Source organism: Flavobacterium sp. 28YEA47A, from assembly GCF_041262125.1.
Classification (GTDB): domain Bacteria; phylum Bacteroidota; class Bacteroidia; order Flavobacteriales; family Flavobacteriaceae; genus Flavobacterium.
The window spans coordinates 390,239-416,958 of record NZ_JBGCCI010000001.1; the positions used below are offsets into that span (position 1 = coordinate 390,239).

A 26,720-nucleotide genomic window follows, 5' to 3' on the forward strand; every position below is an offset into this window, starting at 1 on the left:
TACTATTACTATATTGAAATTAAAAATGCATCAGCAAAAAAACAGAAAGTTTTTTTGTAGTATTGCATTACTGTTTTTCAACCTATTTTTTAATCAGACACCTCTTTTTCGTCTTTTTATAATCATAGAAATGGTTCTGGTTGTCAAATGGGCGAACCTACAGACATGGAATCAACAAGCATTCAAAACAAGCTATCTTCTTTTTTCAAATGGATTTTAATCTGTTTGCTAACAGGAGTACTTTCCGGTCTGGCATCTGCCATCTTTCTCATCTTGCTTGAGTGGGCCACAACTTATAGAGAAAACAACTACTGGATTATTGCTTTATTGCCAATTGGCGGCTTATTAATTGGACTATTATATTATTATTACGGCAAAGAAGTTGTAAAAGGAAACAACCTTATTTTGGAGGAATATGATAATCCGACGAATATCATTCCCTTCAAAATGGCTCCTTTGGTATTAATAGGAACAGTTCTCACACATCTTTTTGGAGGTTCTGCAGGACGAGAAGGAACAGCCGTACAGATGGGCGGTGCTATTTCCGACCAGTTTACGCGCTTGTTTAAACTACAGCCATCAGAACGAAAAACCATATTAATAATAGGAATAAGTGCCGGATTTGCTTCTATTTTTGGAACTCCATTAGCAGGAGCTGTATTTGCACTTGAAGTTTTGTATTTCAGCAAAATAAAACCGAATAGCATCCTACCTTCTTTTGCCGTAGCCTATATTGCTTATTATACTGTGGAGCTACTTCAAATAAAACATACGCATTACGACATTCCCTTTGTTCCGGAACTTACTATTATAAATTTATTTTGGATAATTCCTGCCGGGATTGCCTTTGGACTGGCCGCTATGGCATTTTCCAGAACGACTCATTTTTGGGGAACGCTTTTTTCTAAATACATCAAATATCCGCCTTTACGACCTTTGGTTGGCGGGATTATCCTTGCCATTCTTATTTTTAGTTTTCAGGCAACAAAATTTATCGGTTTGGGAATACCTGTAATTGTTGATTCTTTCCAAAACCCAAGCGGTAATCTTGATTTTTTACTCAAAATACTTTTTACCGGATTTACATTAGGCGCCGGATTTAAAGGCGGTGAGGTAACGCCTCTTTTTTTTGTAGGTGCTACGTTAGGGAGTGCGCTTTCTGGCTTGATTCCTCTGCCAGTAGCTCTTTTGGCAGGAATGGGTTTTGTTGCTGTTTTTTCGGGAGCAACACATACACCTCTCGCTTGCAGTATTATGGGAATGGAACTTTTTGGAGTTGATTGTGGTATTTATATTTCCCTTGCCTGCCTGCTGGCTTATTTTTGCTCGGGATCTGTAGGAATCTACCACTCTCAGATTGTAAAAGGCCCAAAACATCTTCTTTATCAGAAGATCAAACGAAAAGACCTGAGAGATTTATAACGCATTTGTATCGCTACATTCCTTAATTTTATTAATTATTTATAGTAAAAAAATGTAATTTCGCAATCTATGAAAGAAGAAGATATTAAAGGGATACAGGAATTATTGGTATCGCCTAAAAAGATTGCAATTATTCCGCACCGAAGCCCTGACGGTGATGCTATGGGATCTACTTTGGGATTATACCATCTGCTAAAAAAACTGGGGCATGATGCTATAGTAATTGCTCCTAATGAATTTCCTGAGTTTTTGGCATGGCTTCCTGATTCTGAAAAGGTGCTGATTTATGAAAAGGATAAAGCAAATGTAACTGCGGTTCTTTTGCAAGCTGAACTTGTGTTTACTTTAGATTTCAATGCCCTGCATAGAACAGGAGAAATGGAAAACGTGTTATCGAAGCTTACGGTACCGTTTATTATGGTTGACCATCATCAAAAGCCAGATAATTACGCTGTTTATACTTATTCTGATACGAATTTTGGTTCTACCTGTGAGATGATATACAATCTCATCTTATTTTTAGGATATAAAAATCTGATTGACAAAACTATTGCTTCCTGTTTATATACTGGAATTGTTACCGATTCCGGATCATTCCGTTTCCCTTCGACAACCAGCATGACGCATCGTGTTGTAGCTGAATTGCTTGACGTTGGTGTAGAAAACGGAGATATCCACAATGCATTGTTTGACAATAATTCTTACCATAGATTGCAGCTTTTAGGAAGAGCATTGCAAAATATGAAGGTGTTGCCGGAATACAAAACTTCTTATATCAAGCTGACACAGCAGGAACTTGACGAATTCCACTATGTTAAAGGAGATACGGAAGGAATCGTAAATTATGGACTTACAATTCGGGGAATTATCTTTACAGCCATATTTATCGAAAACAAAGAAGAAGGAATTATTAAGATATCATTCCGTTCACAAGGCAAGTTTGATGTGAACCAATTTGCCAGAGACTATTTTAATGGTGGCGGCCATATCAATGCGGCCGGAGGAAAATCTACCTTATCTTTGGACGAGACTATAAAACAATTTGAATCTATTTTATCGAAACAAAATTTTAATGTGTAGCCCTATGAAATTTTTCAAGCTCATTTTGAGTGTCACAGCTGGCGCTTTATTGATTACAGGCTGTACACAACAACAGGCCAGAAAGCCTCTTTCGAATTCATCAGGAACTTTTATGAAAGAATCTGTTGAACGAAACAAAAAACTGATTGCCGGTGAGGAAGCTGAGATTGAAGCAGTCATCAAAAAAGACACAGCAGCCCAATATATTGCCACGGCAAAAGGCTATTGGTACAAATATGACTTAAAAAGTACATTACCTGATACTTTAACTCCGAAAAGAGGAAATGTCGCCTATTTTGATTATGAAGTAAAAGACCTGAATGGCAACATAATTTATACCGAATTAGAGCTTCGCCCGCAAGTTTATCGTGTCGACAAGCAAAACATTATGATGGGAATGCGTGATGGAATCAAATTAATGAAAAAAGGTGAAAAACTAACCTTCCTTTTCCCGTCCCACATGGGTTATGGTTATCACGGCGACAATAGAAGAATTGGCCACAATCAGCCTTTAATGGTTACTATTTCTTTAAGAGATATTAAACCTGAAAAGGATGCAAAAGCAGCTACTAAGGATACAAAAACGACTGTTCCTCTAACTACTGAGACTCCAAAAACAACAGAAACAATAAAACAATAAACCGACCTATATCCAATGAAAAAAATAACAAGTTTACTTTTAGGCCTTAGCGCCTTATTTTTCTCCTGTGACAAGTCCAACAGCAATCTGCCTGACGGAATGTATGCTGAAATTGAAACAGACAAGGGAACCATTATGGTTGAATTAGAGTACAAGAAAACACCTATTACGGTAGCTAATTTTGTATCGCTTGCCGAAGGAAAAAATCCGGTAGTAAACGAAAAATACAAAGGAAAGCCATTTTATGATGGGTTAAAATTCCATAGAGTACTTCCTAATTTTATGATACAAGGTGGCGATCCTGACGGAAATGGTTCCGGTGGGCCGGGCTACCGTTTTCAAGATGAAATTGTTCCGGAGTTAAAACATGATAAAGGAGGCGTGCTATCAATGGCAAATGGAGGAAAAGCTACAAATGGTAGCCAATTCTTTATTACACACCAGGCAACACCTTGGCTTGACGGTATTCATACTATTTTTGGCCACGTTATAGGAAACGGAATGGAAGTTGTAAATGCTATACAGCAGGATGATGTTATCAAAAAAATAACGATTATCCGTAAAGGACAAGATGCTAAAAAATTTGATGCTCCTAAAATTTTTAAAGATGGTTTTGCAAAACAAGCCGAAGAGCAAAAAAAGTTTGAAGAAGAACAATTAAAGATGAGAGAGAAATTTTCTGCAATTATTAAAGAAAAGGAAGCTCAATTCCAACAATTAAAAGCGCAATCAACAAAAACGCAATCCGGATTACAATATAAAATCATTACCAAAGGAAAAGGCAAAAAGCCGGTAGCAGGAACTCCTGTTTCTATCAACTATGCGGGTTATTTTGAAAATGGAGATTTGTTTGATACCAATATTGAAAGTATCGCTACAAATTTTGGAAAATTAGATCCAAACAGAGCTGCTGCTAAGGCTTATTCTCCAATTCCTTTCACTATTGGAATGAAAGAAGGTATGATTCCTGGTTTTATAGAAGGAATTGAACAATTATCGCCAGGAGACAAAGCTATTATCTTTATTCCTTCTTATCTTGCTTATGGTGAAAGAGGAGCCGGCGGTGTTATTCCTCCAAATGCGAATATTATTTTTGAAATAGAAATGCTCGGTTCTACACCAAACCAATAGATTTTTTTAAAACAGAATAGAAAACTTAATCTGATACACAATGAAATTAAAATTTATTTGCTTACTGTTTTTGGCCATGACAGCGGGTCTTGGCGCACAGACAAAAAAATCAGCTGCTCCAAAAAAAGCAGCTACTACTAAAGCAGCAGCAGCTACTGCTCAAGATCCGGGCATTTATGCCCAGATAGAAACCAACAAAGGTCGAATCGTCGTAAAGCTAGAATATCAAAAGACGCCTATTACTGTAGCAAACTTTATTTCTCTTGCTGAGGGAACAAACAATGCCGTAAGCGCAAAATATAAAGGTAAACCTTTTTATACAGGACTTAAATTCCACAGAGTAATTAAAGATTTTATGATTCAAGGTGGAGATCCTGACGGTACTGGTTCAGGTGGCCCTGGTTATCGTTTTGCAGATGAAATTGTTCCTGAATTGAAACATGATTCAGGTGGTGTACTTTCTATGGCTAATGCAGGTCCTGGAACAAACGGAAGCCAGTTTTTCATTACTCACAAAGACACTCAATGGCTTGACGGAAAGCATACTGTTTTTGGAAAAGTAATCAGCGGTATGAGTGTCGTGAATGCTATTGAGCAAAATGATGTTATCATGGAAATCAAGATTATCCGTAATGGTGCTGAAGCTAAAAAATTCGATGCGGCAAAAGTCTTTAATGATTATTTTGCTAACAAAGATGAAGTTGAGAAAAAGCAACTTGCTGCTGAGGCTGAGAAAAAAAGAGTGCTTGAAGCTGAGTATGCTCCGCTAAAGGCTAAAAAAGTTGCTGAATTTGCAGCAATGAAAGCTACTTCTAAAAAAACAGAATCAGGTTTGCAATACAGCATCACTCATAAAGGAACGGGAGCTAAACCAACAGCAGGAACTGTTTATGTAGGTTATGCCGGTTATTTGGAAGACGGGAGCTTATTTGACAGTAGTGATGCTGAGATATCAAAAGCGTATGGAAAATTTGATTCTAATCGTGCCGCACAAGGTGGTTACGAGCCTTTCCCTTTTGATATTTCTAATAAAGGAGGCTTGATTGCCGGTTTCCTTGAAGGAATCAATCTTATGTCATTTGGAGATAAGGCTACGTTCTTCATTCCGGCAAATCTTGGTTATGGAGACAGAGGTGCAGGCAATGTAATTCCACCTAATTCTAACATTATTTTTGAAGTAGAACTTTTGGAAGCACCAAAAAAATAATACGCTAAACAGCTATAAAAAAGGGGATTTTCTAATTGAAAATCCCCTTTTTTTTATTTCTTGAATTTCCATTCAAATTCGTCTTTATCGTTGAAAATGGCACCTACTTCTACTTTTACTATTTCATTATATTCTGCATAGAAAATGGTCCAGTTCGATTCGTTAAAAAAGGTTTCCTGCATTTCGAATTCTCCTTTTTCCCATTTTGTCCATCCTATTGCTTCGAGTTCTTTTAGTACAGCAGCAGCAGGGCGCCCAATGATTTCTTTATCAAAAAGCTGCAAGTCCGGATTCGATGTTGTGAGATAACCCAACTTGAATCCTTCATCTGTATAGAAAGTCAGACTGATTTTCTGTTTGTTGTACTGTAGGATCTTATTATCTTCTTCGTCGGTAGAAATCTTGTCCGGTTTTCCGTATACTTCTTCAACATCTTTTTGCAACATCCCGAAGACCAGCTTGTCTATTCCTGTTTTTGGATTGATTTTCATATTTATTTATTATTTATTTTATCAAAAAGCCTTTGTTTGGCTCCTCGCTCCCATTCGTTTTTCAAAATGCTTAGAATTATAGAATCGCGTCGGGTTTCATTATTAATCCTAGGCATATGGCTTCGTAAAATTCCCTCTACCTGACAACCTATGCTTTTCATCGCAGCAATACTTTTGGCATTCTCACTGTCTGCTCTGAATTCAACTCTTTCCATTTCCAAAACTTCAAAAGCGAACTGTAACATTAAGAACTTGCAATGTTTGTTGAGTCCGGTTCCCTGAAAATCTTTTCCATACCATGTGTATCCAAGTTGCAGACTTTTGAACGGGAAATTAATATCGTAAAAGCGTGTGCTTCCTGCATATAGTCCGGTTTTCTTGTCTATGACAATAAAAGGAAACTCTGTTTTGTTTTCGCGGGCTTCTATTGCCTGATCGATATAGTTTTTAAGGTTTTCGCTACCGCTGGCCGGTATACTGGAAAACGTCCAGATTTCAGGTTCATTAAGAGCAAAGTGCAACAGGTTTTCAAAGTCTGACTGCTGCAATGGGCGCAGTAAAACGGCATCATCTTCCAAAACAAGGTTTTGTGAAAAGTCAAATTCTTTTGTAAATGTCATAAAGGTATTGTGATTTAGGGTTGTATCCGAAACCTATAAGGCCATGTGAAGATATAAAATATTGTATCGATTTTTATTGATTTTAATAAAATATTAGTGACTGTTTTTTTTCTTAAAAGGAAACAATTTAGTTTACTTCAGTTATTTTATCGAAATCTCATAAACCATCACAAACACTAGAATAATCATTATATATAATTTTAAAAATATTCTGTTTTGTTATTTTTTTATAACAAAATAAATTAATTTGTTTATTTATAAATTATTTTTTGTATTATTGTATCACTCTCACGCCAAAATGACTAATTAAACACCAAATAGATATGAAACAAAGAGCAAACCTATTGAAAAGTCTCCTGTTGATTTGGAGCCTTTTGTTGTTAAGTTGTCAAACTGACGAAATTCAGGAATCTACTGAAAATTTCAATTCTGAATCTCCTGTAGTCCGTAAACAATTTAAAGAATTTGGAAAACTTTCCGGACTCCTTTCGGAAGCACTTCCAAAAGACCTGACTTTAGCAGCAAGGAATAGCAATTCTAATGCTGTTTATCAATTTGAGATTGACAGTACTTCTGTAACACAGATAACAAATAATGGTATTGAATATTATACCATGGCTGTTACACGTGAGACTATGGAAGAAGGAACATTTGAGAACCTTGTTGTTTTTGATGTTGCGAATGAGAAAAAAGCAGTACTTATAAAATACAAACCGGATGATGCTTATTTTTCACGTCGTATGGTTAATCCTGAAGCACAGTTTACAGGCAAATATAATATGACAGAAATAAGTCGTTCTGCTTTTCTTTCCAGAAGTTCCAGTGCAACTAAATGTTTTATAAGTACTCATTTATATTGCACGAATAACAATCCGCCAACATTAGCCGGTCCTGGCTGTTATAAGAACAAAGACGGCGGAGCACATGTGAAATCAGTAGCGTCTATTAATTGCTTTGAAATAGTCGTGAATACGCCCGAACCTTATCTTGAGAACACACTTATTAGTGATCCTGTTAGCGATGCCGGTGGCGGAAATCCAGATATTGCAATCCCTATTACTACCCAGCCTGTTTTCCTTGGAAATATTCAATTTAGTTTTATTAGACATTTGACTCCAGAGCAAAAAGACTGGTGGGACAGTCCTGCCAATCTCAGAACAGTAACGTCCATAATCAATCATCTAGACCAAAATACATTTAATGGCAGGATTAGCCCAGAAGCTATGGCATTCACCAGAAAACTGATTGATTATTCTATCGCCACAGGGTTTTCGTTTGAATTTGATGGTACTATAGAACCGGCCGCTACAAGAACAATAAATAGTATTGAAGAATTGGCTGAATCTTTAAACCAACTGCAAATAAATTCTGTAGCTATAGAACAGCAACCCAATGCAAGCAACACCTTTCTGGGTAGTTACAAATTCAAAATTAATTTTTTGACCGGATTAAGAATGAATGTAAAGTTTTCCGTTTCCCGGCAACAGCGCCATACTGTCACTAATGTAACTTCTGAAGAATATGGCGCGTCTTTAGGAGAATGGACTCAAAAGGATTATTTCGTCGACATTTTGTCGAATGGAAATATCAAAATTGAAGTGGCAGGCTCTATGAAATATGATTATTCTATTGAAGGCTGGGGAATCAAAGTTTTCAAAGGAATCCGCTTGACTTTAATCTTAAATCCGTCTGATGCTACAATCATAAGCTCAGAATGGCGCTATAATTAACATTAAAAATTAAATTATGAAAGAACAGGTCTTTGAAACAGAAACGGTATATAATCTACCTTATATTTTAGGTACTTTGTGGGAAGTACTCAGCCTTCTTTTTCTTGCAGTAGTCATTTACTTTATAATAAAACTATATCGAAAACTAATTAAGTTTTTAGACAGAAATACCCCTGATTAATCAATTTATACTTAACTAAAAACGGCGGGATTTTCCCGTCGTTTTTTATTTAATCCTCTCATTTCTAATCGCTTTCTGTAGTGATTTTGTACAACTAAAAATTAATTTTCTTATTTTAGAGAGATAAAACACTGGTTTTCAATAGTTATACAGTAACACTTAACAACAGACATATGAAAACTTTTTTATTTACTTTATTCGCAACAGCTCTTTCCTCCTTTGCTTTTGCACAAAACCAAGACAAGGTTTTGATACGGGTGAAATATGCGTTTTCGCATGTGCCAGATACTACAAATAGGGAAAACTATTATAGAGAAAATATGATGCTGATAGCCGGTAAAAATGCTTCGGTATACTTAAGTTATGATAAAATACAACAGGATATAGAGGCGAGAGATGCTTTCGAGAAACAACGCCGACAGCAAGCCAATGTAGAAGTTCCGACGTTTACTTCTCCCCCTAAAAAAAAGCCGACCAATAGTATGGAAATTTTTTATTTTGCCAATCAGCACAAGTTTTTTATCAAAGAACAATTGGTGGCTTTTTATCTTACTGAAGAAAAGGTAGAAAAAATTGATTGGAAAATAACAGCCGATATCCAAGTTATTGAAGGTCTCAAATGCAAAAAAGCGACAGGTTATTTTAGAGGCAGAAATTGGACCGCCTGGTTTACCGAAGAACTTCCCTTTTCGACTGGACCGTGGAAATTGGTAGGATTGCCCGGACTGATTGTTGATGCCTATGATGAAGATAGTGAAGTGAGTTTTGTCTTTTTAGGATTAGAGAAAATTGATGAAAAAGCAAAACCTGAACGAGATATATCCAGTGATTATACCATAAATAAAATAGGCAGTAGCAATGTTCTTTTGGAAACTGAAATTCAATTGCCATCAGACGCTATCAAGGCAACTCCACAAGAAATAAAGAAATTGAAAGAAACCCGGGACAAAGACCCTAAGAAATTTCTAAAAACCCAAATGGAATTGATCGGACTTGGTGGCTTGAAACAAATTTCGCCAGGCAAAAAAATGGATATTCCTACTCAAATTCCTGTATTTAATAATCCTATAGAGCGTTCAAAAACTTTATCTTCAAATCCATAAGTAAGCTATCTGATTGAATGTGACTATGAAAATAATAATCTTCCTTTGCTTTTCATATTCTTGCCTTATAGCCCAAGAAACGAGCAATATGCTTGCCTATGAACAGCGCTCTTTTGACAGTGATACCTGCTGTTGGAGAAAACTTGCGGATAATAAAGAATATGAAAAAGGGGCCAATCTGATTGTTTCTTATCTTAAAAACAATAAAACCCATACAAATAAACACTCTTTGTATTGGCATGCAGGACAAATGTTTGCAAAAGCACAAAAGGATCAGCAGGCTATTCGTTATTTTAGAAAAACTTATAATTTTTTATATCGATGGTTTGGCGGAGAAGAAGGAAAGACATGGTATTTTTATGCAAAAGGAACCGTTGCTTTTATCAAAAGAGATAAAGAAAAGTTGCTTAAAATGATAGAAAACTGGGATAAAAACTTTCCAAAAGACGGGAATTATGACACCCTGATACTGCTTTATGAAAACTGGGATAAAAGCTACTTGGAAATAACAGAGCAGTAGAGTTACAAGGTTGGAAGGTCAAAAGGTTCTAAGGTTTTTGAGGGTGGGTTATTTAAAATAAGTATTGTTTATTCAATAATTTTAGGATTTTACAGCAAATAAATTGCCTTATATTTGTGAGAAAGCAAAACTTATAACTGATGAAAAACACTTTCTTAAAGCAATCCATCTTATTCTTTTTTATGCTTTTTGCAGTTGCCTCATTTGGGCAAGAAGGCAAAAAGAACCAAAAGGCAATCATCAAAACAACACTGTATTGCGACCATTGTAAGGAATGCGAAACCTGCGGACCAAAATTCCAATCCAATATGCTGAAGATAAAAGGCGTACGAATGTATGAATTGGATGAGAAAAACATGACTATTACGGTATATTACAATACTACAAAAACCGACTTACAGACCATCAAAACAGCTATTTCAAAACTGGGTTATGATGCTGACGAGGTTAAGGCAGACATGGCTGCTTATGAAAGTTTAGACAATTGCTGTAAAAAGACATAATTAATGATTTACTATGACAGCGAAACCAAACACTATCGATGAATATATTGCAACTTTCCCTTATGAGGTGCAAAAGATGCTAGAGGAAGTTCGCGCAACTATAAAAAAGGCAGCCCCGGAAGCAACAGAAGCTATTAAATATGCTATTCCTACTTTTGTGTTTCATGGGAATCTCGTCCATTTTGCGGCTTTCAAAAATCATATTGGTTTTTATCCTGCACCTCAAGGTATGGAAAAATTTGACAAAGAACTCGCTGTTTATAAAAAAGGGAAAGGCTCTGTGCAGTTTCCTTTAGATAAACCAATACCATTTGATTTGATTACAAGGATTACTGTATTTAGAGTAAAGCAGAATTCAGAAAAAAAGAAATAATATAATGACACAATTCCAGACGCTTGAAAAAAGCAATACAAAAGATCTCTTAGATGTTTTCAACAGTTCATTTTCAGATTATATTGTTCCCTTTCACCTGACGTTACCGCAATTAGAAGCAAAAATCACTAATGACAGTATACATACGGATTTGTCTGTTGGAGCCTTTGAGAGAGATAAGCTAATTGGTTTTATACTTCATGGTTATGATACAATCAATGGAAAATCATTTGCTTATAATGCCGGAACCGGAATCATACCTGAAAAAAGAGGCCACGGACTTACCGCTAAACTTTATGACTATATCCTTCCACTTCTCAAAGCTAAAAATACAGATAGCATTACGCTCGAAGTACTGACCGGAAATGTTCCCGCATTAAAAACCTATGAGAAAATAGGTTTTAAAACAGTACGGTATCTTGACTGTTACAAAGGATTGTTCCCATTAGAAAATCATAGCAAAGACTATGAAATAAGAACGATACAATCATATAATTGGCAAAGCATAAAACTATTTTGGGATTGGGAACCTTCCTGGCAGAATTCTATCACGGCTGTTGAAAATTTAAAAGAAACCAATCATTCCATTGGAATTTTTGACGGTGAACAATTGCTTGGATATCTGATTTATAATCCTCTTTCTAAAAGAATCCAACAGTTTGGTATTAAAAAGGAATATCGAAGAAAAGGACTCGGAAAGCAGCTTTTTAATTACATCGCCACAACTTTTGGCAATGAAATGTCATTAATTAATGTAGATGGCAATTCTAAAGAAACTGCTTCTTTCCTGGCGTCACTAGGATTTGAAAAATATATAGTCCAGCACGAAATGGAATTAAAATTAAAGTAACAAAAAACTCCCGCAATTGCGGGAGTTTTTATTTTTATGGCTTTTGATTAATATTCAAAAGTTCCGAATTCGCTTTTTATCGTTAGCTTCTTGTTTCCTGAAGATTCTACCCTTCCCACAATCTGTGCATCCACATTAAACGATTTAGAAATCGCTATGATATCTGCCGCCAGTTCCTGAGGCACATAAATTTCCGTTCTGTGACCGCAATTGAATACCTGATACATTTCTTTCCAATCCGTTTTGGATTGCTCCTGGATAAGTTTGAAAAGCGGTGGTATTGGGAAAAGGTTATCTTTTATGACATGTACATTTTCAACAAAATGCAATACTTTGGTCTGAGCGCCTCCGCTACAATGAACCATTCCGTGAATTTGCTCCGGAGAATAGTTGTCTAAGATTTTTTTGATAATGGGTGCATAGGTTCTTGTTGGAGAAAGCACTAGTTTTCCGGCATCAATTGGCGAACCTTCTACTTCATCTGTCAATTTTACACCACCGGAATATACCAGATCAGCCGGTACAGAAGCATCAAAACTTTCAGGATATTTTTGAGCAAGATAGTTATGGAAAACATCATGACGTGCTGATGTCAGTCCGTTGCTTCCCATTCCTCCATTATATGATTTTTCATAAGTTGCCTGTCCAAAAGAGGCCAAACCAACAATTACATCACCAGGCCTGATATTCGCATTATCAATTACTTTATCTCTTCGGATTCTTGCTGTTACGGTAGAATCGACAATTATAGTACGTACTAAATCGCCCACATCAGCCGTTTCACCACCTGTTGAATGGATTGTTACTCCAAAGGATTTCAATTCTTCTATGAGCTCTTCTGTTCCGTTAATGATAGCTGAAATTACTTCAGCCGGAATCAGGTTTTTGTTTCTTCCAATAGTTGAAGAAAGCAGTATATTGTCTGTTGCGCCCACGCACAACAAATCATCAATATTCATAATCAGGGCATCTTGAGAAATGCCTTTCCAAACAGACAAATCGCCTGTTTCTTTCCAATACAAATACGCCAAAGACGATTTTGTTCCTGCTCCGTCAGCATGCATGATGAGGCAGTATTCTTCGTCATTCGTAAGGTAATCCGGAACAATTTTGCAGAAGGCTTTTGGAAATAATCCTTTGTCTATGTTTTTGATTGCGTTATGCACGTCTTCTTTTGAAGCCGAAACTCCTCGCAAATTATAGCGTTTGCTGGTATCAGAACTCATAAAAATAGGTTGTGTTGTTGTGGCGCAAAGATAATCAGTTTTTTTGAGTTTCGATTGGCAGACAGCCATAGATTTTTAGGCCTTCTGCTTTTACAAAGCAACGACTAATTCTCTAAGATTTCAATTTCAACACGTCTGTTTGCGGCTCTTTCTTCCTCATTTTTTTCCGGAATGGCGAAAAGCGGCTCCGTAACGCCAAACCCTTTATAAGACACCCTATCCTTATCGATTTCGTTTATTTCTAAAAATCGGGCAATAGCTTTCGCTCTTTTTGTTGATAGGTCTTGCTTATCGTTTTGCATACAGCAAATATGTCCCTGGATTTGTATTTTCATCTGCGGATTTCGTTTCATGACTTCCAACAGCTCATATATTTTAGGTCTTGAATCATTTGTAATCGCAAATGTGTTCAACTGGAAATTGAGGTTGTCCAGTTTTAATTTTTCTCCGGGTTTTGCTATGGTCAGCTTTTCCATAAAGGCAACATCAAAAACCAGCTCAGAAGAAGTGCCGTTAGGGTTTTGGATCGTTATCTTTTGCGGATATTTAGGCATTTCTTTTGGCTTTTTCACGACGGGTTCCTCTTTTATTCCAAGGATTTCATTTTCGCGTGGCAAATCTTTAGCTTGAAGGAAATAAATAATAACCTTTCTGTTTTCAGCTTTTATTTTGGAATGTTTATGTCTTTCTCCAAAACTTCTGGTCTTGAAATCATCCCTAATTTTCAGCTTTCCTTTTATTGCTTCATAGATAAAATTAACTCTTTTTTGTGCCAGCGTATCGTTAAATCCTGAAGTTCCGTCCTCATCCGTATACCCATTGATAGCTACAATCTTAACGTCTTTATTGGTATTGATAAAACTCTGTAGTTTTTCGTTTTCCTGTTTTTTGAGTTCGTATTTATTACTGTCAAAATAGACCGAGAATCCTTCCTGAGCCTTTGTAACTAATGAAAAGAACAAAAAAACGATATAGAGAACCGTATTTTTCATGGGTTGGGTTTATAAATAAAAACGAAGTAACAAATTATTTATTACATAGAAAAGTCTGTACAAGCGGCCAATGCATTTCTAGTTACTTTCAAGAACCATAATCTCTACTCTCCTATTTTCATTGCGTTCCTGTTCATTTCTTTCAGGTATGGGATGAATCGGCATTGAACTTCCGAATCCTTTGTATTGAAGTCTATCTTTACTGATTCCGTTTTCAAGTAGAAAGTTATAAATCGCCCGTGCCCGAATGGTAGCAATATTTTCCAAATCTGTTCCCAGCTGACAGCAGATATGTCCTTGTATCTCTATTTTTAGATCAGGTCTTTCCACCATGATACTTAGCAGTTCTTTTAATATAGGTTCAGATGAAGGCACAATAACTCCTGAGCGGTTATAGAAATTAAGATTTTTCAGGGTGAGCTTATCTCCTGTTTTTAAATTTTTAGCCTGACCCGTAAGACTTTCATCTACAACAGGCTCTTCTTTTTTTGGCGGAATAGTATAATACACTACCGTTTTTCGGTCGGTCGATGCAGATCCGGGCTGGCTGAATCGTTTTCCAAAACCTTTTATTTCGATTGTCTCGCCTATTTTTATAGTATTGTTTTTCAGCTTTTCTAAAACATAATTAGCCCGTTTTAGAGAAAGTACATCATTGTATTCCAGACTACCGACTGAGTCACAATAACCATAAATTTTATCGACTACGGCGGTGGGATTGTTTTGTATCCATTGCTGCAATTTTTCTGTAGAAGTAGTATTTGTTTCAGAAATATCAAAATCAAAATAAACCTGAAACTGCTGCTCCTGAGAATAGAGAAATATTGAAAACAGCAAGAAGAAAGTTATAGTAGTTTTTTGCTTCACGGTCTATCTATTTTTTATAATAAACGGACGATTCAGAATTTTATTACACTAAAATAAAAAGTGAGATAGCTTTCACTATCTCACCAGTTTTAGAATTAATTTGCGGGAAAAATTAGAATTTAGGTTTACCTGATAAAATCAGACTTGTATTTCAAAACTCAAATTCTAAGAGCAAATTAAAATATTTATTTACGATGGGGGTAAATAAATAAGTATAAGTAAAAACTTATGGGGTAAAGTTCTATCGAACTCTTTATTTCATTACTAATTTAAGTTAAAAACAGTGTATTCTTTATTTATTTGAGCCAAAAATCGATAAAATGCAATATTCTTAGACAAAACACTTTACACTGCTATTCCTACTCCCAATCCGGCATTGAAGCATTGGTAAACAGCGTGGATCTGGAGGCTACTAAGCCAATCTGATATTTCTGTATATTTCTTACACTTATGAAATCATTTGAGGTATTTACAAAAATTACTTCTGCTTCATTAGGCGAATATCTGGCATCAATATCTACTGTTCCTGCTGGCTTTTCAGTATTGATTTCTGTGGTTGTAAGTGTGCTGAAAGTATGTTGGAAAATTCGTGTATCTAACTGCCTGTAATCCGGATTTTCAAAACCAGACACATCTCTTGTAAAAAGCAATTTTTGTCCGGTTACCGAAAAATTAAGACTTCCTACCGCCCCATTCACTCCCGAAATAACAGGGTCAGCGATAGCGCCTTCGGCAGTAATCACATATATTTCAGCATTGTAACCGCTGGCATCATTGACTTTCAGTGCAATCTTCGAACCATCATAGCTCCAATCACATTCTGAAATAAATTTGCCGTTTGGAGTATGGAAAATCTCTGTCAATCCACTTCCATTGCTGTTTATTTTATACAGCTTGTCAAAACTTGGATAAATGATTTGGCTTCCGGTAGTATTCCATGAAAAATTGATAAACTCCGGGTTAAATCCTGCTATAGGAACTGTGTTTGTTACTTTAAACACTCCCGAACCATCAGGATTCATGGTATAGATATGGTTTTGCGCTCCGCTGGAACGGATAAAAGCAATCTTATTGGATTGGTTGTTTTTTCTAGGCCGCCAGCTGTTGGTTTCTGAACTTGTGAGCTGTATCTGATTGCCGGAACTATCTCCTGCATAGATGACATTATTTTCGCTGAGCTTTTTGACAAAAAGAAAACGGGCATCAGGAAAAGAAGTTGTTGTAAATGTCCGTACCGTACTCAAAACAGGAGCATTTATTCCATCAGAAACCGAAACCTGCCAAAAATATTTTGTACCAAAGGTCAGATTTTGCAAAGTATATGTTGGAGTCAAAATATCTGAGTACCTAACGATTTCATCATTAGCATCATTCCTCAATATTACTTCATATTTTAAAGTATCTTGTTCTGGATCTGTTGCCGTCCAAGTCAATACTACTTGCCTGTTTTGATTAATTGCATTATCAGCGGGAAGTACTAAGACCGGAGCATTGGGAGGCCTGTTGCCACTTGTGGATACGGACAGTTCAAAAACGATTTCCGTTGTGCTGTTGCTGAGAATATTGGCAGCTTCAAATTTGGTCAGATAACCCTCTTTTTGTGCCTGGAAAGAATATTGGCCTACTGCAACTTTAGGAATTGTAAACCTTCCGTCTTCATTTGTGAAAACAATACTTGATGTTGGGTTTGAAAAAACCTTGGCATTAGTTAAAGGTTCGAACGTATTGGCAATAACCACTCTTCCTGTCACGGTTCCGAAATCTTCTCCATCGACTTTTTCCTCACTGCAAGAAAACAGCAAAAGCAAAAGAACAAATCCTGATTTTATAAGAATATTTTTCATGATTTTAAAGATTAAAAATTATTGCTTTTGCGGTTTTTGGGCTTCTTCAATGATGTATTTCTCATAAGTCTTTTGATTTTTTTTCGGGAAATAATACGTCAACCCTAAACCAAACCGGAAATAATAATCATCACGCACGCCTCTTTTCAAATAGTCAATATTGTCGCTAAAATTGAGATTGTGTTCGGCATACATTTTTATCCCGATTGTTTTTGAAGCGAGATATTCCAATCCGGCACCGTATTGCACTTTTGCATGTGTATTTTCAAAAAGGCGGTTCGCTCCAAATCCGGCTCCTCCAAAAACATACGGGCTTAATTGTTCTTTAGGCAATAAAATAAGTTCCGCATTCAAATCGAAAGTCAGATAGCCTACATCGAGACGGTTTTTGTTAGCCAAGTTGATAACGTTAGTAGATGCGCTGAGATTAAAGCCCGGGGTTAAAAAATATTTTAAGGCACCGCGTCCCATAGGACGAAGCAATGATTTGTCATAATCGCCATCGATTAGTGTTGCGCCTCCCGCTATTTCCATCGCAAATTTTGATCTTCTTTCTGTTTTGTATCTTCCATAGATTCCAGTAGCATCAGCCACTTCTTTTTCCATTTCAAATTTTGAAATCAGCGAATCCACTTCTTCTTTGTCTGCGTCTGCTTCCCAAATTTTATCTTTAATTCCTTCCAACACCAAAGTCTGCACGGCTTTTTCAATAGCTTCCGTTACGGCCATCTGTACCGGTTCATTCGTAGAATATCCCGTTTCGACTTCGAGTAACCTTTTGAACTTGACATACCTAAAAAAACTCTGGTCAATGGCCTGCGACAAGATTGTTTTAGAAACGTAAACTGATTTCAGGATTTTTCCGCTTGCTGTAGAAATCATCCTGAGATAAATCGTCACGCGATCCTGCCTGTATTTTGTAGAACCGCCTACTCCGAAATATCGTGCCCCAAAACCGCCCGTTATGATGTTGGTATCATAAGAAACAATGCCGCCTTCCAGCAATACACCAGCATACAACAAAGGTGTCAGCTGCTGTTCGTTTGAGTTTGGATTTTTGGAATATTCCTGTCGTGTAGACCGGATCAGGTTTCTTTCTTGCAAAAGATTTCCAATGTTTTCGCGCTCAATTGGGATAAACCATTTAGAGTCTTCCAATGCTTTGATTAATATAGAGGTTGCTCCCTGAGTCACGGCAGTACTGAATGTACTCCCGTTATCTGAAGCCTTATATTGTCCGGTTTGATCCCTAAATTTATAAATCCCAACTATTACGGGTTCTTTAGGTTTTGGCAATTCTCTTAAAAGTGTTGTTGCCGGTGTGATTTCTCCTATAGATGCTTTTTCAATCTTAACGGGTTGATTGTAATATGCACCACATCCGGACAACAGCAACATCAGGACTATCGCTAAGTAATATTTGATCTGCATATTATGATTTTGGGATGATAACTTGTGTCTGTTCTCCTGTGTTGGTATCGAGAATGCTAACGGTGAGTCCATTTTCTGAGGGAAAAATTTCAACAGACAGGCTACCGAAAGTATAGCTTCCTTCAGAGATTCCATTATTCCCGAATTGCTGTGTGAATAAAGATCTGGAAACTAAATTCAATAATTGCGAATTCAGGTTTTCGGTAAAACTTTCCAGTTCCGTTTTTGTTTTGGTCGTGACCGTATTATCTTTTAGTTTGTTTTGGGCTTCGGCAGAACTCAGAAGCCACTGATAGTTAAAAGTATCTCCTCCAAAATTTGGATTCCTGGGCTTGTAGACCAGATCCTGGGCATTCGCGGCATAGGCCAGCAAAATGGTAATTACAGTAACTAGAGGTTTCATAATTAAAGAAATAAGATTAATACTGAGTGAGATATCGGCTTTGTTTTTCCAGATTTTTCAAATAAGCAGAAGTAACATTGACAGCATCTTCGGCTACGAGACTTAAAAATTCTTCATCGGGGTTCACTAAAAACTCATAAAAGGGATTAGTATCTATGCTGATTGTAATTTTTGTATTTCTGGCAAAACTCAATTCTTCAGTTATGGTAACAATCTTTTTAGAGTTGATTTTCAAATCGCTATACTTAAAAAAGTATAAGTCATAAAAATCTTTGCCTGCTTTGGTCTTTGTATCGTCGGTCACTATGCCTGACAATTCAAAACCATCAACAGGAATTGCTCCTTCATCCTTTTTTTTTTCTTCACCAATGACTATCCTATCTTTCCCGACCAGTTTTTTGTCGCTATCATAAAAAAGCAGCATGACAATAATTTCATCATCCTTGTTGACATTGACCTGTGTTGTTGATAGTTTTTTTGTTTCATTTGGAACTAAAGTAAAAAGCCCTTCCTGGGCATTATTGGATTGATTGCTGTTAATCTTATTTTTTCTTATTACTGATAATTTATACGATAGGCTTTGAACGATATCGGTTAAATTTTCCGCAGTACCGGTAATCTTTACGTTTCCTTCAATTTCTTCCAAATGTATTTTTGCCCTGACCTGGCTATTCGTTAGTTGCGAATAGGCTGCGGGAGCAAAAAGCATCAGCATGAAAAAGCTACAGGAAAGATATTTTTGCATGGCTTATTGATTTAATATAATTACTGAAGAACCATTTCCGGATTGAGTGACTTTCATATCTTTTGAAAGGGAATTGGTTCCATAATTTTGTATATTTTGGTTATTGCCTTGTTGGATCATATGCGTATTCACATCATATTTTGTGTAATATGTAAAATCCTGTATGCCGTTGTTTTTTCCAGACTGTACAATATTTTGGGTTATTGTATTGGCCTGTTTAGACAGCGAAATGGCATTATCATTACCGTTTTGAAGTACAGAAACATTGACTTCATTGGCTTTTAAGTTCGCATTGAACAAATTGTAATCTCCTATTTGTTGAACTAGAATGTCTCCTTTTTGGAACAAGGCATTGGCATACTGTTTCGGGTTCATGCTTGAAACCACATACAGGGTTTCTTCCTTCGAATTAAAAACAGAAGAACTGTACTGATCGAAGCCCGGGTTTTCTTCTTCCTGCGCCAAAGCGGCCTGAGAAAAAAATCCCAAGAGCAATAGCTTTAAAAATAAGGGTTTCATATTTTTTTGTTTTATAAAATATGGGGCTGCCTGAACCGGCTGCCCCATTTTTATTGTTCAACTAGTTAGATTGGGTAACGTTGTTGATGTTAGAGTTTCCTTTCTGAACGTTCATGCTAGTTTGGTTGTTACCGCTTTGCATTACGTTAGAATAGTTATAGTTTCCTATTTGAAGCGTATTGTCTAAATGGCCAAACCCGTTTTGAGTAGTCAGAGCGTCATTTTCCTTGCCATATTGATAATGACTAGCTTTATTGGCGCCAGAAGCAGCTACAGCAGTACTTGTTTGAGTAATTTTAGAGTCGTTCATTTCACCACCCTGGCTAGTGTAGGCAATGTTGAAATCTCCGTTTTGAGTTTGTAACGCATCATTGTATCCGTGAGGCATGAATGGAACAGCAACAGCACTTACAAATCCAAGAGCTTCAGCACTAAATGGAGCGCCTGATGGCATTTCGTTTCCACTTGTACCCTGGTCAATAGTTGCCTTGTTATTGTTTCCTGTCTGAACCTGTTTTGCCCAATCATGTCCATTTCCTGCAACAGGATTTAGCTGATCTTGCCAAATAGTAGCCTGGTTGCTGTTTCCTGTCTGAACCTGATAAGCCTCATTGTAAAGATTGTTTTGTGAAACAAAAGCATTGTTAGAGTTTCCAACTTGTTTTACATCTGCTTTGTTATGGTTGGAAGCAGAAGAAGGGTTTGGATTAATTCCTTGCGTAACATTAGAAACGTTACTGTTTCCTTGTTGTCTTACATCTGAATCTTGATAAGATCCTTTTTGATTAACAGCCGAGTTGTTGGAACCTCCCAACTGCAAAACATTGCTGTCATTAAATTGTGCAAAAGAAACTGCACTTACCAGCATCACTGAGATGCTCAAAATCACTTTTTTCATAATAGAAATATTTAATTGGTTATAATTACAATTTAATATTTGGGGACGAAAAAAGTCTTAGAGGGAAGCTGTTATCAGCTTATCTTAATGAAGTATTTTTGGAATATAATTGTGGTATCATGCTTTTCAAAGTTATTTCTTTTTTCTAAAAAGCAATACGGGAAACCGTAAAAATTACATTTTAATTCTTATTTTTCTATGAATTGTTTAAAAAATCGGACGAAATACACCATTTTTCATTTAACAGATAAAAATTAATTATCAAATTCATATTCACTTAACTTTTTCGTAAGATTTGGAGTGCATTTTTTGACTTTTCTATTTTTCCAAAAAAAACAATATGTAGAATTTTTCTTCTACTTAGAATTAAATATCGTCTGATTTTCAATTCATTCAATCTTATTTATTTAAATATAAAAAAAGTACCTGCTGTTGGGCAGGTACTTTTTAGGGTTGTGTTGTTGTTGTTTGTAGTATATTATTTAGTAAATAATAATTCTCTGTATTTGGTTAATGTCCAGATTTCATCATCAACTAAAAGCTCCAGCTTGTCGCAGTGCTTTCTGATAACTTCAAAATAAGGTTTCACCTTGTTGCAATATGCAAAAGCCATTTTTTCTGTATCAGAAAGGTTGTTGGCTTTTTTACGTTCCTGAGTCATTTCTTCTACCTTGGTATTGATTGCTTCGATATGACCGGAAATTTCCTTGATTAATGTAATCTGCTCTTTTGCGATTGTCTCGTATTCTTTTCCAAAGATGTCTTTCAGACCTCTTACGTTTTCAATCAAAAGGTTTTGGTAACGGATTGCTGTTGGCACTACGTGATTTCTGGCAATATCTCCAAGAACTCTTCCTTCAATCTGAATTTTCTTAGTATATTCTTCCATTTCGATTTCATAGCGAGCCTCTACCTCCACATGATTCATTACTCCTAATTCACCGAATAATTCAATAGCTTTTTTAGAAACTTTTGCTTTTAAGGCTTCAGGAGTTGTTTTATGGTTACTCAATCCTCTTTTTGCAGCTTCTTGCTGCCATGCATCGCTATAACCGTCGCCTTCAAAAAGGATGTTTTTTGTTTCTTTGATATATTCTCTCAAAACATTGAAGATCGCATCGTCTTTCTTCATGTCTTTACCTTCAATCAGCGCATCGACTTCTTTTTTGAAATCAATTAATTGTTTTGCTACGATAGAGTTTAGCGTTGTCATAGCGTTAGCGCAGTTTGCAGTAGAACCTACAGCCCTGAACTCGAATTTATTTCCTGTAAATGCAAACGGAGAAGTTCTGTTTCTATCTGTATTGTCCAATAATACATCCGGAATTTTACCTACTACATTTAATTTAAGGTCGGTTTTTTCTTCAGGAGATAATTTTCCGTTTGATACGCCTTCCAATTCTTCCAAAACTTTGGTTAGCTGCTGCCCGATAAACACTGAGATAATTGCCGGCGGAGCCTCATTCGCACCTAAACGGTGGTCATTACTCGCTGTTGCTATCGAAGCCCGCATTAATTCTTCATAAGTCTGTACTGCCTTGATTGTATTAATAAAGAAAGTCAAAAATTGAAGGTTGCTCATTGGCGTTTTTCCAGGACCGAGCAAATTCACTCCGGTGTCTGTTGCCAACGACCAGTTATTATGTTTTCCTGAACCGTTTACTCCTTTAAATGGCTTTTCATGGAACAGAACTTTGAAATCATGGCGTTCTGCTACTTTCTGCATCACATCCATCAACAAAGAGTTATGGTCTACCGCTAAATTTGTCTCTTCAAAGATTGGTGCCAATTCAAATTGATTTGGAGCCACCTCATTGTGACGCGTTTTTACCGGAATTCCTAAAAGCATACATTCGTATTCCAACTCTCTCATATAAGAAAGCACTCTTGTAGGGATGGAACCGAAATAGTGATCATCAAGCTGCTGCCCTTTTGCAGAAGTGTGTCCTAATAATGTTCTTCCCGTCATTAATATGTCCGGTCTTGAATTGGCCAATGCCGAATCAATCAGGAAGTATTCTTGTTCCCACCCTAAAGTAGCGGTTACTTTTTTTACATTTTTATCAAAATAGCGACAAACAGATGCAGCTGCTTCGTCAATAGAGTGCAATGCTCTTAATAAAGGAGTTTTGTAATCTAACGCTTCACCTGTATAAGAGATAAAAACGGTAGGGATACATAAAGTTGTTCCAAAAATAAAAGCAGGCGATGTTGGATCCCAAGCGGTATATCCTCTGGCTTCAAATGTATTTCTGATTCCTCCGTTAGGAAAGCTTGAAGCATCCGGTTCTTGCTGAACCAACTGTCCGCCGCCAAATTTTTCTACCGGATCGCTACCATCAGGTGACGTTTCAAAAAAAGCATCGTGCTTTTCTGCTGTCGTTCCTGTCAAAGGCTGAAACCAGTGCGTATAATGTGTTACTCCTTTTGACAATGCCCATTCTTTCATTCCAAGGGCAATATAGTCTGCCAATTTTCTATCGATTTTCTTTCCCTGCTGTACTGCGTCTTTAACACCCTGATAAGCATCCTGCGTCAAAAACTGGCGCATAGCCTTGTCATTAAATACATTGCTACCAAAAATTGCAGATTTTCTCTCCAATTCTTCAAATTTGACAGGCTTCCTTCCGGCTGTCTGTACTAGTGCTTGAAAACGAAATGTCGACATAAGAATTATTTTAGGTTTGACTAATTTGATGCAAAGATATAATTTTTGAATAAAAAAATAATCTATACCCTATTTTTTTTAGGGTATAGATTTAAAATTTTTAAAATACACCGAACTCATCCCCTAAAAAACTACTTGTGATTAAAAAATAAAAAAACATCGTTTTATTTCTGACATTCCCATCTGATGAATGATGTAACTTAATTTAAAAATTATATAATATTTATTAAAAATGAAAAATCCTACAAATAAATACACAAAAACCAATGATTTGTTAATTATGTTAAACATTATATAATACAACTACACTTTTTATACATTATAGCTAATTTTAGAAGAAAGAAAAATAATAGTAACTCAAAAAGAATTAATCATGAGCTCAAAAAAATTGGTTATAGGCATAGCAGCCGGAGTTGCTGCCCTAGCGATTGTAGGACTTATAGTTGCAAAAAAGAAGTCTAAAAAGGATAAATTCTCTGAAAAAGCAAGAGAGGCAAGAGACAATTTCAAAAGCAAACTAAATGATTTACAGCGTAAAGCAAAGAAAGAATTCAACAATGCTTTAGAAGACGGAGAAGATTTAGCCAATAGAGCTAAAGATAGAGCTAATGAATGGGCCAATCGGATTACTTCCTAAACCTTACTATATTTCAGAACCTCAAAAACAGTAAAACTGTCAAAACTGAATAGCATATGAAAAACCTACCACACCGCCCAACATCACTTGATTTGAATTCAGACAGTCTTATCTTCCCCTCTCGAGCCAATGCATTTTCGGATGAGGAACTATTGCCTGAAATCCTGTTTATAACTTCATATCCGCCAAGAGAATGTGGCATTGCTACTTATTCTCAAGATTTGATGAAAGCGCTGAACAATCAATATGTAAATTCATTTTCTCTGACTGTATGTGCCTTAGAAAACGATCATGAAAAACACCACTATTCTGATGAAGAAGTAAAATACACGCTAAATACTTCCGATCCTTTTTCTTTTAAGGAAATGGCAGAAACAATCAATAGTGACCCAAACATCAAAGTTGTTGTGATCCAGCATGAATTCGGGCTCTTTCGCGACCATGAAAGTTTTAACTCGTTTTTGACCGAAATCAAAAAACCTTTGGCCGTCGTTTTCCATACGGTATTGCCAAGACCCGATGAAGCATTTAAGGAAAAGGTACAATATATTCTTGACCGGGCGGATTCAATCATCGTAATGACTAAAAATTCTGAAGCCATTCTTTTAGAAGATTATACCGTAGTTCCAGAAAAAATCTCAGTGATTCCTCATGGAACACACTTAGTACCGCATACTGATAAAAATGCTCTAAAAGCCAAATATGGTGTAAAGGGCAGAAAAATACTTTCGACATTTGGACTGTTAAGCTCTGGAAAAAGTATTGAGACCACATTAGAAGCCTTGCCACATATTGTTGACAAAAGCCCTGATATCCTTTTCCTTATTATTGGAAAAACACATCCAGGTGTCGTATTAAATGAAGGTGAAGTCTATCGTGATTCGCTTAAAGAAAAAATAAAAGAACTGAAGCTCGAAAACCATGTACAGTTTGTAAATAAATACCTCCCGCTAGATGAACTGTTAGATTATCTCCAATTGACAGATATTTATCTTTTTACTTCAAAAGATCCCAATCAGGCTGTGAGCGGTACTTTTTCTTATGCTATGAGTTGCGGATGTGCTGTCGTTTCCACTCCTATTCCTCATGCAAAAGAAATGCTTGATAATGGTTCCGGGCTTACCTTTGATTTTGGAAACTCAAAACAATTAGCCGAAGCTGTCAACCAATTAATTTATGACATCGGTCTTAGAAAAAATATCATATTAAACGGACTTCATACCATTATGCATACTGCCTGGGAAAATTCTGCTGTGGCTCATGCAATCTTATTTCAAAAAGTATCCGGAGGAAAAATAGAACTGCATTATAGGAATCCGAAACTGAATCTCGATCATATTAAAAAAATGACAACAGAGTTTGGGATACTGCAATTTTCAAAACTCAATCGTCCTGATCCTAATTCCGGCTATACGCTGGATGATAATGCGCGTGCACTTATCGCTCTTTGCCAGGATTATAAGCTGACACGAGACATTGAAGATTTAAAATACATTAACATCTACCTGAATTTTATTTCCTATTGTCTAGACGATGATGGAAAATTTAAAAATTATGTGGATATCGATCATAATTTTACACCTCAAAATAACAGCGTAAATCTGGAAGACAGTTCCGGGCGTGCTATATGGGCTTTGGGTTATCTGATTTCTTTGGCACCTATCCTGCCTTCCAATTTCACAAAAAAGGCTGAAGATTTATTCCGAAAGGCCATGCCGCAAACAGAAAAAATGCACTCTACAAGGGCGATGGCTTTTATTATAAAAGGATTGTATTATTTCAACCGGAAAATCAAAGATCTTGACCATAGGATTTATATCGAGATATTTGCCGACAGGCTTATGCAGATGTACAAACACGAAAGCACCGAAAACTGGAAATGGTTTGAAAGTTACCTAACCTATGCCAATAGCGTACTTCCGGAAGCCTTGCTCTGCGCTTATGCCGTAACCGATAAAGAAGAATATCTAAAAATCGCTAAAGATTCATTTGATTTTCTTTTAGAGAATACGTTTTCAAAAGACCATATCAAAGTGATTTCAAACAAAACCTGGCATTTTAAAGGACAAGAGAAACACAGTTATGGTGAGCAGCCCATTGACGTTGCTTATACCATATTGGCACTCCGAAAATTCCATGATATATTTAAAGATGAGGAATACCTCAACAAGATGGAAATTGCTTTCAATTGGTTCTTAGGCAATAATCACTTGAAACAAATTATTTACAATCCATGTACAGGCGGCTGTTTTGATGGACTTGAAGAAACTAATGTCAACCTGAACCAGGGAGCAGAATCCACTTTAAGTTATCTTATGGCCCGACTGACCATTGCACGCTATTTTGGAAATCCAAATACCATATATTTTCGCAAAAAACTAAAGGCTACCAAGCTTTTGCTTCTTAAGAGTTAATTATTAATTCACGCAAAAATCCCGCTATAATTAACGGGATTTTTATTTATAAAAAGGAAAGTTTATACTAGCTAAGGGAAAGCTGATTTTGACAAAGCCCACTTCACAATTGCGTTTTTTTATTTTAGTCGCAGATTCTCACGGATTAAAATAATTACGCCCATTTAAAAAATCTATACGAGAGAGGTAACGTTCACTATTTCTATTATTAGAAAAACTATGCGG

25 protein-coding genes are annotated in these 26,720 nt (G+C 36.4%); 13 read left to right on the forward strand and 12 right to left on the reverse strand.

Annotated features, from left to right (window positions below):
• Positions 1-165 precede the first annotated feature (165 nt).
• From ABH942_RS01865 to ABH942_RS01885, 5 genes are all read left to right on the forward strand, one after another.
• Positions 166-1,422: a voltage-gated chloride channel family protein gene (locus ABH942_RS01865; RefSeq protein WP_370029296.1), complete on the forward strand. Its 1,257-nt coding sequence runs from the start codon at positions 166-168 to the stop codon at positions 1,420-1,422.
• 69 nt (positions 1,423-1,491) lie between these two features.
• Complete coding sequence (locus tag ABH942_RS01870; RefSeq protein WP_370029297.1) at positions 1,492-2,502, forward strand: bifunctional oligoribonuclease/PAP phosphatase NrnA; 1,011 nt, start codon at positions 1,492-1,494, stop codon at positions 2,500-2,502.
• A gap of 4 nt (positions 2,503-2,506) precedes the next feature.
• Positions 2,507-3,142 (forward strand): gliding motility-associated peptidyl-prolyl isomerase GldI, encoded by a 636-nt coding sequence (gldI, locus tag ABH942_RS01875; RefSeq protein ID WP_370029298.1) that lies wholly within the window; start codon positions 2,507-2,509, stop codon positions 3,140-3,142.
• A gap of 15 nt (positions 3,143-3,157) precedes the next feature.
• Positions 3,158-4,273, forward strand: a complete 1,116-nt coding sequence (locus ABH942_RS01880; protein ID WP_370029299.1) for a peptidylprolyl isomerase — start codon at positions 3,158-3,160, stop codon at positions 4,271-4,273.
• A gap of 40 nt (positions 4,274-4,313) precedes the next feature.
• Positions 4,314-5,480: a peptidylprolyl isomerase gene (locus ABH942_RS01885; RefSeq protein WP_370029300.1), complete on the forward strand. Its 1,167-nt coding sequence runs from the start codon at positions 4,314-4,316 to the stop codon at positions 5,478-5,480.
• A gap of 53 nt (positions 5,481-5,533) precedes the next feature.
• Here ABH942_RS01885 and ABH942_RS01890 read toward each other — a convergent pair whose 3' ends face one another.
• Both ABH942_RS01890 and ABH942_RS01895 read right to left on the reverse strand, forming a co-directional pair.
• Positions 5,534-5,971 carry a hypothetical protein gene (locus ABH942_RS01890; protein WP_370029301.1) on the reverse strand — a complete coding sequence of 146 codons (438 nt, stop codon included), beginning with the start codon at positions 5,969-5,971 and terminating at the stop codon, positions 5,534-5,536.
• A 2-nt stretch (positions 5,972-5,973) separates the two neighbouring features.
• Positions 5,974-6,591 (reverse strand): GNAT family N-acetyltransferase, encoded by a 618-nt coding sequence (locus ABH942_RS01895; RefSeq protein ID WP_370029302.1) that lies wholly within the window; start codon positions 6,589-6,591, stop codon positions 5,974-5,976.
• 323 nt (positions 6,592-6,914) lie between these two features.
• Here ABH942_RS01895 and ABH942_RS01900 point away from each other — a divergent pair, with 323 nt between their 5' ends.
• The 6 genes from ABH942_RS01900 (at position 6,915) to ABH942_RS01925 (ending at position 11,851) form a co-directional block, all read left to right on the forward strand.
• Positions 6,915-8,321, forward strand: a complete 1,407-nt coding sequence (locus ABH942_RS01900) for a hypothetical protein (protein ID WP_370029303.1) — start codon at positions 6,915-6,917, stop codon at positions 8,319-8,321.
• A gap of 354 nt (positions 8,322-8,675) precedes the next feature.
• Positions 8,676-9,605 carry a GLPGLI family protein gene (locus tag ABH942_RS01905; RefSeq protein ID WP_370029304.1) on the forward strand — a complete coding sequence of 310 codons (930 nt, stop codon included), beginning with the start codon at positions 8,676-8,678 and terminating at the stop codon, positions 9,603-9,605.
• Positions 9,606-9,630: 25 nt separating this feature from the next.
• Positions 9,631-10,125, forward strand: a complete 495-nt coding sequence (locus ABH942_RS01910) for a hypothetical protein (protein WP_370029305.1) — start codon at positions 9,631-9,633, stop codon at positions 10,123-10,125.
• Between the two features lie 140 nt (positions 10,126-10,265).
• Positions 10,266-10,628 carry a heavy-metal-associated domain-containing protein gene (locus ABH942_RS01915; RefSeq protein ID WP_370029306.1) on the forward strand — a complete coding sequence of 121 codons (363 nt, stop codon included), beginning with the start codon at positions 10,266-10,268 and terminating at the stop codon, positions 10,626-10,628.
• Positions 10,629-10,641: 13 nt separating this feature from the next.
• Positions 10,642-11,001, forward strand: coding sequence for an iron chaperone (locus tag ABH942_RS01920; RefSeq protein ID WP_370029307.1), 360 nt, complete (start codon positions 10,642-10,644; stop codon positions 10,999-11,001).
• A 4-nt stretch (positions 11,002-11,005) separates the two neighbouring features.
• On the forward strand, positions 11,006-11,851 hold the full coding sequence (locus ABH942_RS01925; RefSeq protein ID WP_370029308.1) for a GNAT family N-acetyltransferase: 846 nt from the start codon (positions 11,006-11,008) through the stop codon (positions 11,849-11,851).
• A 47-nt stretch (positions 11,852-11,898) separates the two neighbouring features.
• On the opposite strand, the gene ABH942_RS01930 is transcribed toward ABH942_RS01925, so the two are convergent.
• From ABH942_RS01930 to ABH942_RS01975, 10 genes are all read right to left on the reverse strand, one after another.
• Positions 11,899-13,077, reverse strand: a complete 1,179-nt coding sequence (locus ABH942_RS01930) for an AIR synthase related protein (protein WP_370029309.1) — start codon at positions 13,075-13,077, stop codon at positions 11,899-11,901.
• 104 nt (positions 13,078-13,181) lie between these two features.
• Entirely contained in the window at positions 13,182-14,069 is an 888-nt protein-coding gene (locus tag ABH942_RS01935; protein WP_370029310.1) for an OmpA family protein, read from the reverse strand.
• 78 nt (positions 14,070-14,147) lie between these two features.
• Complete coding sequence (locus ABH942_RS01940) at positions 14,148-14,936, reverse strand: OmpA family protein (protein WP_370029311.1); 789 nt, start codon at positions 14,934-14,936, stop codon at positions 14,148-14,150.
• Positions 14,937-15,295: 359 nt separating this feature from the next.
• Positions 15,296-16,780, reverse strand: a complete 1,485-nt coding sequence (locus tag ABH942_RS01945; protein ID WP_370029312.1) for a carboxypeptidase-like regulatory domain-containing protein — start codon at positions 16,778-16,780, stop codon at positions 15,296-15,298.
• Positions 16,781-16,798: 18 nt separating this feature from the next.
• Positions 16,799-18,211 (reverse strand): CsgG/HfaB family protein, encoded by a 1,413-nt coding sequence (locus tag ABH942_RS01950; RefSeq protein WP_370029313.1) that lies wholly within the window; start codon positions 18,209-18,211, stop codon positions 16,799-16,801.
• A gap of 1 nt (position 18,212) precedes the next feature.
• Positions 18,213-18,614, reverse strand: a complete 402-nt coding sequence (locus ABH942_RS01955; protein WP_370029314.1) for a curli production assembly/transport component CsgF — start codon at positions 18,612-18,614, stop codon at positions 18,213-18,215.
• 16 nt (positions 18,615-18,630) lie between these two features.
• Positions 18,631-19,359, reverse strand: a complete 729-nt coding sequence (csgH, locus tag ABH942_RS01960) for a curli-like amyloid fiber formation chaperone CsgH (RefSeq protein WP_370029315.1) — start codon at positions 19,357-19,359, stop codon at positions 18,631-18,633.
• Between the two features lie 3 nt (positions 19,360-19,362).
• Positions 19,363-19,878 carry a hypothetical protein gene (locus ABH942_RS01965; RefSeq protein ID WP_370029316.1) on the reverse strand — a complete coding sequence of 172 codons (516 nt, stop codon included), beginning with the start codon at positions 19,876-19,878 and terminating at the stop codon, positions 19,363-19,365.
• Between the two features lie 61 nt (positions 19,879-19,939).
• Positions 19,940-20,776, reverse strand: a complete 837-nt coding sequence (locus ABH942_RS01970; protein WP_370029317.1) for a hypothetical protein — start codon at positions 20,774-20,776, stop codon at positions 19,940-19,942.
• A gap of 478 nt (positions 20,777-21,254) precedes the next feature.
• A complete protein-coding gene (locus ABH942_RS01975) occupies positions 21,255-23,444 on the reverse strand; it encodes a glutamine synthetase III (protein ID WP_370029318.1) in 2,190 nt (729 codons plus the stop codon).
• A gap of 373 nt (positions 23,445-23,817) precedes the next feature.
• Between ABH942_RS01975 and ABH942_RS01980 the strand changes: the two genes are divergently transcribed.
• Together ABH942_RS01980 and ABH942_RS01985 are read left to right on the forward strand one after the other, a co-directional pair.
• On the forward strand, positions 23,818-24,081 hold the full coding sequence (locus ABH942_RS01980; RefSeq protein WP_370029319.1) for a hypothetical protein: 264 nt from the start codon (positions 23,818-23,820) through the stop codon (positions 24,079-24,081).
• A 56-nt stretch (positions 24,082-24,137) separates the two neighbouring features.
• A complete protein-coding gene (locus ABH942_RS01985; RefSeq protein WP_370029320.1) occupies positions 24,138-26,495 on the forward strand; it encodes a glycosyltransferase in 2,358 nt (785 codons plus the stop codon).
• Positions 26,496-26,720 lie beyond the last annotated feature (225 nt).